Consider the following 12,655-nt stretch of genomic DNA (forward strand, 5'->3'; position numbering starts at 1 on the left):
ACATACTATTTCTTTGGCTCTACTAATTAATAATGGAACATATTAGTTTTGAGGTATATTCACTGTACCAGTAATCGTTCCTCGTGTAACGTAGTTTGAAGAATAGCTACCTATTTTTATTACGGTGAACGGCTGGTCTCCATAAGGTTTTAAAATATAATCCCCATTACTTATCGAATAATCCCCAGTTGCATCTTGCATTGGAACTGCCGAAGACCAATCATCTCCATTCATAGCAATAAAAGTTACATTGTTATCAAGGTTTGTTGCATTAATGCTAGCAGAAACCCCATTTTCACCAGAGCTAGCTGTCCAGATTGTTGGAAAATTATCTGGTCCTACCCCGGATTCATTCCAGTAAGCCCAAAGCGGACTTGTAATTGTATAATTTATAATATTATCGGATGACTGAGTAGGTTGACTAACAGGAACCAACTCAATCCGATCGATAAATACTTGTGTGTTTGTTTCCTGTGGCTGTAAGGTAAGTGCTACTACCACATTTCCTGAAGGTAAAGTAAGAGGATCACCAGATCCGCCACCTGTAGGCCATGAGATGTCTTGGACTACATAATTTCCTTGTTGTCCCGATACATATACTTGATTTGGGAAGTTTGCTTGTATATTGGCATCTGTAGTACTTTTAAATCCCCATCCACCACCTTGAATCTGGCCACCATTTGCTACTACACTTTGCGTTAAAGATGCAGTAGTTGTACCAGCGTTTGCATAACGTACACGAACTTTATATTTTCCCGCTGTTAAGTTTGTTGCTGTTATCAACAAAGTATTTCCCGGAGTAAGGTTTACAGCATTCGCACCATTCACCCATTCTCTTACCACTACAGGACGGTTCCCATTCGTAAGAAATCCCTTTTCTGCCGGAAACCCTTTTCCAACGATATTTAGTGTATCAGGATCGATTGTACCAAAAACATTGTTTGGACTTAGACCATAGGGAACGAAACTCGCCATTACTCCTAATTTCCCAGATGCTCCCGACACATTTGTTTGTGTAAAAGGGTATAGTGCATTTATTTTTTGATTCGGTAACGGAGTATTACAACTCGCTGCATATCCAGAACTTCCATTTACACAATAGCTTCCCGGTGTACACGTCGCAGCATTACAATAACCAGGTGTAGCACAACCTGCTAAGTCAGCATTTTCTGTCGATAAGCTTTCCGCATCTACATAACGAGTATTTTGAGTAATCGCATTAATTGTCTGGACAGGGGCAATCGCACGATGATCCCAGCTGGTGTTATTTCCCGGATCATTATCCCCGTAGCGGTACGTCTTATTATTTGTATAATCTAAATAAAGTCCATAGGGGTAACAAGCATTATTAGGGTTGTATGTTTTCGTTCGAATGTACTGTAATTCTCCTGGAAAATACGAGATATCATTCAGGTTGATGGGTTGATGTTGATAACCATTGCTATCAAAAATATTATGAATAGTCGTAGTCCCATTATTGATTTGATCCTGTCCAACCATATCTGAAAAAATAACACGTGTTTGTTCTAATTCTGTTTGAGAAGTATAATCATCAGGATACATGGAAGGCCATGTTGCAACCATATCTAAGCCGTTTAACAACATTCCTCGAATATATACATTGTAGGCATTGATCGAAGCTTTATCAGATCCTAATGAAGGCATCCCCGATTTAAAAGCATCAAACACTTTTTGTGTGTTGTCATGAATAGCTGTCCGCATGATTCCTTTTATTCTAACTAGATTTTGTTTTTGTGTAAGCCCATCACCTTGTGTTTGATCTGGGTACACTACATTAATCCATTTATTTGCAAACTGGATAAAAGATTGATACGTTGATAATTGTACAGTTGCTCCTATAACAAAGAAAGGTATCGCAAGCGTGTCAAAATTTCCAGTGACCATTTGACTTAGGGCGATAATAAAAGCGGAATTAGCCGCAACAAGTTCATTATAAACATTTACATAATCTGAAGGGCTTGGTTGTCTTGGTTGTCTGTTTTGATCTCCTTGTACGCCAGTAAACTGCGCATCGACTACGGTGTCCGCTGCCTCGCTCGCTAATGTAAAAATAGCATTCAAATACCCCTGCCAATTATTTTTATCCTGATTAGATAAGGCTTGATTCAACTGTTTTTGAATTTCTGCATCAATCAAATTAATCAATTGTTGAGTATCATCTTTACTACTGTGTGGCCACAACCAACCAATCACCATGCTGAGAATTGGTGCTGCAACAGCAACGCCAGGAATTTCAGCGCCTAAAACTGTTCCTAATATTCCTATACCAGCTTGTAAAACTGCTAGATAATTGAAGCTTCCCCCACTCGCTGCTGAGAATCCGTTCTGTAGAACCGTTGTTAATAATTTGTCACTACCTGTTTTTTGAAATTCCACCCATGCTTCTTTTAGGGAAGTAATAAGGTCCTCAAAATCACCAAATTGACTCCCTGCAGTGCCCCTTGGCGGGCTTACCAGTACATTATAAGGAATAATGGATTGTTCTTGTAATGAATTCATAAAATACCCCCCTATAAAAATGGATTTGATATAGCATACTCTCTTTTCGAGACGGTGAAGAAACTCAGAACTTTATATGTTTTATTGGTATTATAAACATATTTTTTTGTGTAAATGGAATTTTTTGGGTTGTTATCACCATTTTAAGATATACGTGAAATACTCTGTTTATTCCTGTTATTTTCTTTATATAAAAAACTACAATGTTTTCCGTAGTCTGACAAAATTGTTCAAAAAGTAAAAGTATGTGTATATGTGAGTCAAAAAAGGGAAATTTACATTCCAGACTTCTCTTTTTCGACGTAAAAGGAATTACATTATTTAAACATCAACCATATTATTTCGTACATAATCATAACCGAGGTTTATCTTATCTTTAAATTAGGATGTGTGCTCTGAACACCTGAATCAACAACTGCTACAAACCTCATTTTTTCCAATTGATTCGTTTGAGCCTTTAATGTAATTCCAATGGATTTGAATCCCCGTAAACACAGTACTCATAGGATTATAATCACTATGTGTAAACTGTGAATCGTGTCCATTGGCTTGAATGATTTCAATATTAGGTAAAACCTCAAAAACATTAATAATGGCTATCAAGCTTTTGCTTTTTACTTATGCCGTACGCTATCCACCTTTTTTCTGATGTTACATTAGACCATGATTCCATTCGGAAAGGAAGTGCAGTCAACATCTTCCTTTCCTTCTATGAGTGAGCCCTATACAGAGTTAGGAACGACAGAAAACCAAACGATTTTAGGTGTAGAACTGATTCCCCATTAAGAAAATGGCACAATGTTTTCTGTAGATACGTTAAAAACAGGAACCGTATTAATTTTAATAACGAGTAAACAGGTAGAGATACAACTTATTTCCTCATCAGGGAAGGTTTATAATAAACAAGATACATTAGTAACAAAGGGTCATAATATCTTTTTAAAGGGGTTTTCATTCATATGTTTCAACTAAAAAGTATGAAAGTGGGAGACTGGCAGATACGTATGAACACGGAAGGTAAAGATGCCTATTTAATGATGGTACGGTATCAACAATAAGCACCTTTCCATTTGAAAATACCCGCTAATAAAGCAAAATTAAAAATCCCATCTTTTGATAAAAAACTGTTGAAGCGGAGGTGGTCTCTATTATGATTCGCGTTGTTCATTGGACAGCTACACTGAGTTCATAATCTGATGGATTTCGACAAGTAGATACAAATATTTTATCTGCTACGTTACAGCATATAGAGCAATCGGATATATACAATCTTATAATTGATGTGAAAGGAATAAATAAAACAGGACACCCATATACATGTACAATTATACTTTCTATGTATATTGAAAAATAAAATATGTTTAGAATTCTACAAACAGAAAAAACGCTCTTATGAGCGCCCTTTTTCTGTTCGTTACTTTTATTCATTTTGAGGTGGTACAGTAAAACTGGAACACAGTATAGAGATAAATTATTCTATATAAGAGGTGTTTCAGATGAAAAAACAGTATGATGAAACATTTAAAAAACAATGTGTTGAATTGGTAATCAAAGAAGGGCGTACAATTTCCAGTATTCAAAGAGAATTTGATCTAGGACATGGGACTCTTAATTCATGGATAAAAAAATATTCTTCTCCACTTTTAGATAGTAAGGGAACTGATATGGCAGAACTACGTTCTTTACGAAGAGAAATCCAGGCATTAAAAAAGGAAAATGAATTTTTAAAAAAGGCGGCAACCTTCTTTGCCAAAAACCAAAACTAACACGTTTTCAGTTTATCAAACAATATCACCACATATTTGGAGTGCGCTGGCTTTGCTATCGATTACAAGTGTCTGCGAGTGGTTTTTACGACTATTTTCATCGTAAAGCCACTGAAGGTCAGAAACAACGTAAAAAGACAGCGGCTTATATTGTCATGCAATTTAAACGTTTAAAAGGTAGAATGGGGTATCGAAAACTGTACCGTTATCTTATAAATAGAGATGTTATGGTGAGCTTATCTCAAGTAAGACAAGCTTTATGTCGAGCTGGATTAAAGTCAAAAGTTGTCACGTATTATAAAAAAAGAAAGCAAGACCATTATACATTCCCAAATGTACTAGAGCGCTCCTTTAAACCTGGTAAGAAAGACGTTCCAACAGTTGTATGTGATATTACAGAATTTCGTTTAGTAAATGGATTGAAAGTGTATTTTTGTGCTGCATTAGACATTAGCACCCGGCGGGTGCTTGGTTACTCTTTGGATACTCACCAAGATGCGCAATTAGTAAAGGACACAATTCAGCAAGTTAAAAATGTTTATGGAAGTCACAAAAAGATTTTATTTCATAGTGATCAAGGATCCCAGTTTGCCAGTTATACAGTTACTGATTTTTGTAAGCAACAAAAGATTCAACAAAGTATGTCCCGCAAGGGGAACTGTTGGGATAACGCTGTGATCGAATCATTTTTTAGCATCTTTAAACGTGAATGTTTGCATGGAGAAAAACTGATTTCTCTCGCTCAAGTAACTCAGTTAGTAGCTGAATTTATTTATATGTATTACCATTCCATTCGTCCGCACTCATCATTAAATGGAATAACTCCGTATCAGTATTCAAAATCAATTGCATAATCTATTTCATGTTCCAGTTTTTCTTGACCAGGTCATAATGTGTAAATTAACATTTGAATTATATATTGCTTATAAGTTATCATTCATATAAACCCTATCTACTTATGAGAGTAAGTAGAATTGAAATTTCAGTAGAGGAAGGAGGTTTAATTGATGGAGGTTAGAATTAAAGAAGTGCGCAAAAAATTTGGTGATACACTACAAGGATTGGCTGAAAAAATCGATTATGACTACAGTAACCTTTCTAAAGTAGAGCGGGGAGTATATACTCCTTCTTTAGAATTACTTTCAAAAATTGCTGATGTTTATAAAATTGAGATAACAGATTTATTAATTGTATCTAATTTAAATAATATAAAAAAAATTTCTCTAGAGGATAACTTAGAAGCTAAAAATTACGCTCTTAGTTTAGATGGGGAAACAGTGAGTGAAGATGAATTAGATTTTCTTATACAAAGTATAAGAATTTTTCGACAGAAATTACAAAAATATAAAGACAATCTAGATTAGATTTTACTCATTGGAATCCAGGGAATTTTATTTATAACAATGCCTGTTATTATAAATTAGGTTAAGTGAAAATGTAAGTTCGTCATTTTGTTTTTGAAGCTTCTTTTGGTAATGTACGTGCGATTAAAACACGATTTGAATATTATTTAAATTATATGTAATTAGCAATAATTTTATTAGCAAATGCTGTGAAAACGAAGTGGTATCTTAAACTTCGTTTTCATTTATGTTATACAAAGCATGAAGTTTGTGTTCACCCAAAAATAGTTTAATGGTAGCTTAAATAAGAAGAAAATATAAAATTATTAGCAGGAAAAAAACTTAAAATTTTAACATGAGAGTATCTCTATGAAGTAAAGGATTTGTTAGCGGAAATTTATTTGTGTAATTGATTCATCATTAACGTCATAAACGTATACTTTAAAAATAAGGAATAATTAGTCATACGATTGAAAGAACTTACCTAAAAATAAAACATAAGATAAATAAGAATTACTGATAGCATTTTGTTAAGAAGGAGGATTATATGTCACTTCCCAATATCCCTAATATTACGCCATGTATTTCTTTAACGCGTCATGAAGCAATTAATTTATTATTGTCTTCCATTGCGATGGAGGAAATTGGTTTATCGCACATATTAAATGCTGAGGGTGAAAAATTACAACATTTTTTAAAAATAAAACATTTAGATGTCTCTAAATATATAGCAATGAATAAAAGTGTCAATGATACGTTAAGGACTATTGTTAAGTCTCAAATGTTATTACAATTGAAATTAGAAGAAGTTAATTCTATAGCTGAATGTGAGCATAGATGTACCTGTGTATGTGAGAAAAGTACTTTGCAAGGTTGTCGTTGTAAGAAAAACTGTTGTAAACAAAATTGTAATAAAATTTCCAAAAAATGTAATTGTGAAAATAATAAACTATAAGGAATAATTATGGGTAAATATTCCAAGCTAATATTTTTAGTTTTTATTGTAATGTCTATATAGAATTTTTGAGATGTATTTTTTTACAAAAGATATAGTGCATTTCTCGCCGATTTTTATGTAGTATTGGCTAATATACAAATTTAAAAATAGTGTTCTTGACTAATGTTGGTGGAGAATAGGTAAATTTCAACACATGTAAACATTAATTTGTTAAATTTATTCTAATAAGAAACAAATTTATATATGGGGAGAGGTGAAAATGGTTAATGAGAGCTTATTTAACACAAAAACATTCATAAATTCCATTTTAGAACATTATCTTTTTTATATTGAACAACATTGTGCATTACTCAAAAAAATATTAAGTCAATTGCAACACGTATCCTGTTGCAGGAATATGCATATAGTGATAAATAAGAGATTATATGAATCTTTATGGCTTTTTCATAGTTTATTTAATCATCTTAACATAAAAATTAACGAAATACAGCAAGATGTTAAGTATAATATTTTGATTAATCCTCAATTTATACATTTTTCAAAAAATATACAAGCTTTTTTGAGATATATTTATAAATACGTACAAACTTATGAGCTTTTAGAACCACGATACTACAAAAGATGTAAACTGTTACTGCAAACTTTATTAAATCAAACTTTATTTAACGTGAATCAAATACAAAAAAAAATTAACAATATTCATGCTAGTCCACCTTGGGTAAACTCAACTGCATTTAATGCTTGGAGACGGATTCAGCAATAAAATAATTAATTTACTAATAGAATTGAATATAGATGTAAGATTGCGGACGAATCTCCGATATTTATATAACACGAATAAAAAATATTCATATTATGAAAGGGGAAATAACGTTGAAAAAAAACACCATTTCTTTATGCATGATTGTAAAAAATGAAGAAGAAAGTATTGAAAGGTGTTTAAATAGTATTAAGGAGCTAGTAGACGAGATTATTATTGTTGATACAGGTAGCAGTGATCGTACCATTGATATTTGCAAACAATACTCCAAAAATATTTATCAGTTTCTTTGGAACTATAATTTTTCTGAAGCAAGAAACTTTAGTATTCAACTAGCAAAAAGTAAATGGATACTATGTTTAGATGCAGACGAGGAATTTGATGGAAATGGAATTAGTAATTTAAAAGATAGTTTAGATGAAAAAAAAGAACAGTTGTTTTATTTACCTATACTAAACTATGTTGGAAATACGGTTGCAGAAAATAATATTTATCAGATTTTTCAGCCAAGATTGTTTTGCAATGGTGCTGAGCTCAGATTTCAAAATAAGATTCATGAGACGTTATGTATTCCTCCGAACTTTTCTCAATATGGAATTCTCAATACCCCTATTAAACACTATGGATACCTCAATTCAAGAGTGACAAGTAAAAAAAAAAAAACGTAATTTAGAAATACTTAAAAATGAGTTAGAAATTCAAAATCATACCCCATGGATTGAATATCATATGGCATCCGAACATTATGGTGTAAAAGATTATGAAAAAGCATTTTATTTTATAAACCAAGCAATTTTGAAATTTCTTGCGCAAGAAACTTTACCACCTGCAATAGCATATCGATTAAAGTATACAATTATTATGGAATCAGGTAATATTGAAAAGGGCTGGCGTGGTATAGATTTGGCGATCCAAATTTATCCAGATTATGTGGATTTATATTTTATAAAAGCTAATATTCTATTTTATCTAAAAAAATATCAGGAGGCCCTAGAGGCTATAAATTGTTGCTTAAATTTAGGAGAGGATAATTATAAATATTTAATTTTAAAGGGAACAGGTAGCTTTCGAGCCATTAAGTTGAAACAAAGATGCCTGGAAAAATTAAAATGAGTATGATAGAGTTATCCACGATTTAGAGAAAGAAAAACAAGGGTCCAAAAAGAAACCCTTGTGGAGGTATGGGCATTTTAACTAATGCGAAATTTTATAAGTGGCAATCGATTTACAATCGTTATAATTAACAAAAATAAATATGATACATCCACGTATAAGACGACTTTCTAAAAATCATTAACAACTACATCTACATCATTATCCGGACAACATCCGCCTGTTATTTTACGTACACTGCTTACTCGTAAATCAGTGAAATTCATATTTGCATTTCTATCAACCCAAACTAATATAGGGCCTTCTACACGAATAAATGAACCTGTCCCCATAATTCTTCCACCTGAAAATACTTGGATTTTATCTCCTTGAAATAAACCATATACTTTACAAAAACCGTCACCATATCCATAATAGGGCATGATAATCTCTCCTTATTCATTAAATTTTTCTAACCTTCAAACAACTTGCTATTAACAAAGAGGCGTTTCCGAACATACTATTAGAATTTGTATATTCATTTTATTTATATGAGCATATCATAATCCTGCTTGGACAGACGCACAAAAAACATTATATTTTTTGATTAGTAGTCAATTTACCTTTATAAATTGGAAATTTTAAAAATATAATTCAATATCTGAACTACCTTCGGTTTCACTCCGGTTAGAACAGAGAGATTCCTAAGTAAAAGGGTTCTATTATGATTTGGAAGACAAGAAGGGTAGTCTCATTTATGTAGGTTTATATTTTGTACGTCTGTGTTTTGACAAGAACATAATTGGTTTGAAATAAATGTTTTCCTTACCATTTTTTCTTTATACGCCAACATAGTTCGAAACTTTGACCATGATATCGTACAACTCGCTTTTGCTAATTTATATTTTTGTAATATATTTGATATTTGCAAATCCTCTATATCGATAACACCGTGGTTTTGGATAATTTTAGTTAAGATTTTGTCCAATTAATCTTTTCTAGCACTCGCCTTGTATTTATACATTTTAGCTACCTTTACTCGCTGTTTATTCCAGCGAAAAGATCCATTCTTTTCTCTAGGGAAAATACGCTGTGTTTTTGTCAACTTCTCTCCTAATGATTGAAAAAACTTCAGATTTTTATAGATTGTTTTATCTGATAAGATGGTGAAATCTTTTAATCTTAAATCCCTCCTAAAGGTTGTAAACAGAAGACTGAATCGCAATACGATCCACTTCTTTGAATCAAACTCTTTCGTCATGACAGTAAGTCTGGCAGAGCATGATCTATATGCCAAACCTTCTACGGTTTCTTTGACCTGGTCAAGAAAAACTGGAACATGAAATAGATTATGCAATTGATTTTGAATACTGATACGGAGTTATTCCATTTAATGATGAGTGCGGACGAATGGAATGGTAATACATATAAATAAATTCAGCTACTAACTGAGTTACTTGAGCGAGAGAAATCAGTTTTTCTCCATGCAAACATTCACGTTTAAAGATGCTAAAAAATGATTCGATCACAGCGTTATCCCAACAGTTCCCCTTGCGGGACATACTTTGTTGAATCTTTTGTTGCTTACAAAAATCAGTAACTGTATAACTGGCAAACTGGGATCCTTGATCACTATGAAATAAAATCTTTTTGTGACTTCCATAAACATTTTTAACTTGCTGAATTGTGTCCTTTACTAATTGCGCATCTTGGTGAGTATCCAAAGAGTAACCAAGCACCCGCCGGGTGCTAATGTCTAATGCAGCACAAAAATACACTTTCAATCCATTTACTAAACGAAATTCTGTAATATCACATACAACTGTTGGAACGTCTTTCTTACCAGGTTTAAAGGAGCGCTCTAGTACATTTGGGAATGTATAATGGTCTTGCTTTCTTTTTTTATAATACGTGACAACTTTTGACTTTAATCCAGCTCGACATAAAGCTTGTCTTACTTGAGATAAGCTCACCATAACATCTCTATTTATAAGATAACGGTACAGTTTTCGATATCCCATTCTACCTTTTAAACGTTTAAATTGCATGACAATATAAGCCGCTGTCTTTTTACGTTTTTTCTGACCTTCAGTGGCTTTACGATGAAAATAGTCGTAAAAACCACTCGCAGACACTTGTAATCGATAGCAAAGCCAGCGCACTCCAAATATGTGGTGATATTGTTTGATAAACTGAAAACGTGTTAGTTTTGGTTTTTGGCAAAGAAGGTTGCCGCCTTTTTTAAAAATTCATTTTCCTTTTTTAATGCCTGGATTTCTCTTCGTAAAGAACGTAGTTCTGCCATATCAGTTCCCTTACTATCTAAAAGTGGAGAAGAATATTTTTTTATCCATGAATTAAGAGTCCCATGTCCTAGATCAAATTCTCTTTGAATACTGGAAATTGTACGCCCTTCTTTGATTACCAATTCAACACATTGTTTTTTAAACGTTTCATCATACTGTTTTTTCATCTGAAACACCTCTTATATAGAATAATTTATCTCTATACTGTGTTCCAGTTTTACTGTACCACCTCAAGTAGCAATGAAACGTAAAAAAGATATGCTTCAAACTTCTAATGCTATTATCATTCAACCAATTGTGGAAGAAGTGTCCGACAAGGTAGATACAAAAATTCCTACAAAGTTTCCTACCATTAAAACAAAATATAAAAGATATAAACAAACGTAATAGTAATAAGCATAGCAATACTCCACAAGAGAATATTGAACAAGCTGATTTCGTTGCTCACTAGGTACCAGAGCGTTTTGTTTCTTTAGCCTCTGCTTTTTATTCAAAAGCGAAAAACATTCAAGAATTTTGGAAAGTAGTGAAGCATTGTAAACGTGTAGTGAATCATATAACAGGGCAAACCGCTTTTGATAAAGAACAAGAATTACATATTGGTGTAAAGGCTACGAACGAATTTGCGATGAAAATAAAAGCTGAGGTCCGCATAAAAAAGAAAAATTTCCCTATTTCAATGGTATCGTGAATAATTTTATGGATAAGCTGTATTTTGATGATGAAATTTATAATAGGGACTAAAGAAATGATAAGTTACGGAATCATTCCAATACATCATTTCTCAAAACATTAACTGTGGATTCAAAAAAATGTGGAACATCATACTTTCCAATAAATTCAACCCTGCCATCAAAGACGGCAGAGCCGAATTGTCTAAGTTTCCCCACTACCAATTTAAATTTTCATACAAACTATCATTTGGGAGCGGTTAAGCCCGATTTCTCATTACATTTTGATACAATTTCTTGTTCTTGTTCACCCAAGGCTTGATAACAAAGAGCCAATTGCTGATGTAGAATCCATATATGATATGCTTAATCTGCCACCAACCAGACATATTGCTCTAATAACGACTGTGTATACAACGTTTTATACAAAAAATCATCGCTTCATGTGGTCACGTATTCTGCTTTTGGTTGCCATACCTCTATCTAATTTTCATTATACGTAACGTAGCCGCTGGAGTGGCACCCTGCACTACAACTAAATCATAAGTTCCACCCACCTGAGGACCCGAATTTACTAATGAAAGTGCAGCTGCAGGAGTTGTAATTATAGTTCCTCCAGATATTGAGAAAACGTCTGTTGTAGAAAGCGAATGGACTGATATTCTATTACGTCCAAATACATTGTTACCGTCACGCAGGCCTATCTGAGGTATTTGTGTTGTCCCAGCGTTCCCTCTTATATTTGCATTGTACTCAATAAAATAAGTTCCAGCAGTTACAGTTATGAGACCTGTTGCTGGGTTATATGTGATATCTGATCCAATATTTACAGATTGATCATCAAACTTAATAGCGGCATTTCCACCTGCTACTGTCTGATTTGAATTTAGGGCAAAAAATGCAGCGGAATTCATAAAAGTTCCCGTTGGACCCGTATCTCCCGTAGGACCCGTATCTCCGGTTGGGCCTGTGTCTCCAATAGGCCCTGTGTCTCCCGTAGGTCCCATAGCCCCAATTTGTTGCCATGGATTCCATGTGCCATTTGTCTGACTTCGTACATAAATAGATGGATTTGAAATAAATAATTGTAGAATAGAAGGACTTCCCACTCCTGGCGTAATCGCAGATACATATACAGTCCAGATTGAATTGGTATTATGGGCATTAATTGGTGGACCAGCTGCCCCATTGGAACTATAGACACCTGGTGTTGTCAACGTATTCAAATCTGTATTGGAA

At 33.4% G+C, this 12,655-nt stretch carries 12 protein-coding genes and 2 pseudogenes; 8 read left to right on the top strand and 6 right to left on the bottom strand.

The annotated features are described in order from the left end of the window. Nucleotides 1–42: 42 nt before the first annotated feature. Nucleotides 43–2,520, bottom strand: a complete 2,478-nt coding sequence (locus F3I02_RS08690) for an insecticidal delta-endotoxin Cry8Ea1 family protein (RefSeq protein WP_196477836.1) — start codon at nucleotides 2,518–2,520, stop codon at nucleotides 43–45. Between the two features lie 663 nt (nucleotides 2,521–3,183). On the opposite strand from F3I02_RS08690, the gene F3I02_RS34370 reads away from it, so the two are divergent. The 7 genes from F3I02_RS34370 (at nucleotide 3,184) to F3I02_RS08720 (ending at nucleotide 8,460) form a co-directional block, all read left to right on the top strand. Continuing rightward, nucleotides 3,184–3,306 (top strand): hypothetical protein, encoded by a 123-nt coding sequence (locus F3I02_RS34370; RefSeq protein ID WP_269061754.1) that lies wholly within the window; start codon nucleotides 3,184–3,186, stop codon nucleotides 3,304–3,306. A gap of 710 nt (nucleotides 3,307–4,016) precedes the next feature. Further along, complete coding sequence (locus F3I02_RS08695; protein WP_230876755.1) at nucleotides 4,017–4,286, top strand: transposase; 270 nt, start codon at nucleotides 4,017–4,019, stop codon at nucleotides 4,284–4,286. Further along, complete coding sequence (locus F3I02_RS08700; protein ID WP_196477652.1) at nucleotides 4,241–5,140, top strand: IS3 family transposase; 900 nt, start codon at nucleotides 4,241–4,243, stop codon at nucleotides 5,138–5,140. The genes F3I02_RS08695 and F3I02_RS08700 overlap by 46 nt, the downstream gene beginning before the upstream one ends. 153 nt (nucleotides 5,141–5,293) lie before the next feature. Then, a complete protein-coding gene (locus F3I02_RS08705; protein WP_078401364.1) occupies nucleotides 5,294–5,650 on the top strand; it encodes a helix-turn-helix domain-containing protein in 357 nt (118 codons plus the stop codon). Nucleotides 5,651–6,176: 526 nt separating this feature from the next. After that, the gene (locus tag F3I02_RS08710; RefSeq protein WP_196477516.1) at nucleotides 6,177–6,584 is read left to right on the top strand and encodes an alpha-helical endospore appendage domain-containing protein; all 408 of its coding nucleotides are present in this window, start codon (nucleotides 6,177–6,179) and stop codon (nucleotides 6,582–6,584) included. Nucleotides 6,585–7,460: 876 nt separating this feature from the next. After that, nucleotides 7,461–8,015 carry a glycosyltransferase family 2 protein gene (locus F3I02_RS08715; RefSeq protein WP_196477515.1) on the top strand — a complete coding sequence of 185 codons (555 nt, stop codon included), beginning with the start codon at nucleotides 7,461–7,463 and terminating at the stop codon, nucleotides 8,013–8,015. Nucleotides 8,016–8,076: 61 nt separating this feature from the next. Further along, nucleotides 8,077–8,460 carry a hypothetical protein gene (locus tag F3I02_RS08720; RefSeq protein WP_196477514.1) on the top strand — a complete coding sequence of 128 codons (384 nt, stop codon included), beginning with the start codon at nucleotides 8,077–8,079 and terminating at the stop codon, nucleotides 8,458–8,460. A gap of 170 nt (nucleotides 8,461–8,630) precedes the next feature. Here the strand turns inward: F3I02_RS08720 and F3I02_RS08725 are convergent, their stop codons facing one another. The 4 genes and pseudogenes from F3I02_RS08725 to F3I02_RS08740 form a co-directional block, all read right to left on the bottom strand. Next, a complete protein-coding gene (locus F3I02_RS08725) occupies nucleotides 8,631–8,882 on the bottom strand; it encodes a hypothetical protein (protein WP_196477513.1) in 252 nt (83 codons plus the stop codon). 311 nt (nucleotides 8,883–9,193) lie between these two features. After that, a pseudogene (locus F3I02_RS33805) lies at nucleotides 9,194–9,628 on the bottom strand (transposase); the annotation flags it as partial. A 160-nt stretch (nucleotides 9,629–9,788) separates the two neighbouring features. Further along, complete coding sequence (locus F3I02_RS08735; protein ID WP_196477925.1) at nucleotides 9,789–10,688, bottom strand: IS3 family transposase; 900 nt, start codon at nucleotides 10,686–10,688, stop codon at nucleotides 9,789–9,791. Continuing rightward, complete coding sequence (locus F3I02_RS08740) at nucleotides 10,643–10,912, bottom strand: transposase (protein ID WP_230876755.1); 270 nt, start codon at nucleotides 10,910–10,912, stop codon at nucleotides 10,643–10,645. Before F3I02_RS08740 ends, F3I02_RS08735 begins: the two co-directional genes overlap by 46 nt. Before the next feature lie 64 nt (nucleotides 10,913–10,976). Between F3I02_RS08740 and F3I02_RS08745 the strand changes: the two are divergent. Further along, a pseudogene (locus F3I02_RS08745) lies at nucleotides 10,977–11,489 on the top strand (helix-turn-helix domain-containing protein); the annotation flags it as partial. A gap of 406 nt (nucleotides 11,490–11,895) precedes the next feature. On the opposite strand, the gene F3I02_RS08750 reads toward F3I02_RS08745, so the two are convergent. Next, nucleotides 11,896–12,633, bottom strand: coding sequence for a hypothetical protein (locus tag F3I02_RS08750; RefSeq protein ID WP_196477837.1), 738 nt, complete (start codon nucleotides 12,631–12,633; stop codon nucleotides 11,896–11,898). Between the last annotated feature and the right edge of the window lie 22 nt (nucleotides 12,634–12,655).

The organism is Bacillus sp. SRB3LM (assembly GCF_015712745.1).
GTDB lineage: Bacteria > Bacillota > Bacilli > Bacillales > Bacillaceae_G > Bacillus_A > Bacillus_A thuringiensis_K.

What these genes read in the sequence shown, in the direction of transcription:
- F3I02_RS08690 (WP_196477836.1), bottom strand. Translation starts at nt 2,520, where the DNA reads ATGAATTCATTACAAGAACAATCCATTATTCCTTATAATGTACTGGTA.
- F3I02_RS34370 (WP_269061754.1), top strand. Translation starts at nt 3,184, where the DNA reads ATGATTCCATTCGGAAAGGAAGTGCAGTCAACATCTTCCTTTCCTTCT.
- F3I02_RS08695 (WP_230876755.1), top strand. Translation starts at nt 4,017, where the DNA reads ATGAAAAAACAGTATGATGAAACATTTAAAAAACAATGTGTTGAATTG.
- F3I02_RS08705 (WP_078401364.1), top strand. Translation starts at nt 5,294, where the DNA reads ATGGAGGTTAGAATTAAAGAAGTGCGCAAAAAATTTGGTGATACACTA.
- F3I02_RS08710 (WP_196477516.1), top strand. Translation starts at nt 6,177, where the DNA reads ATGTCACTTCCCAATATCCCTAATATTACGCCATGTATTTCTTTAACG.
- F3I02_RS08720 (WP_196477514.1), top strand. Translation starts at nt 8,077, where the DNA reads ATGGCATCCGAACATTATGGTGTAAAAGATTATGAAAAAGCATTTTAT.
- F3I02_RS08725 (WP_196477513.1), bottom strand. Translation starts at nt 8,882, where the DNA reads ATGCCCTATTATGGATATGGTGACGGTTTTTGTAAAGTATATGGTTTA.
- F3I02_RS08740 (WP_230876755.1), bottom strand. Translation starts at nt 10,912, where the DNA reads ATGAAAAAACAGTATGATGAAACGTTTAAAAAACAATGTGTTGAATTG.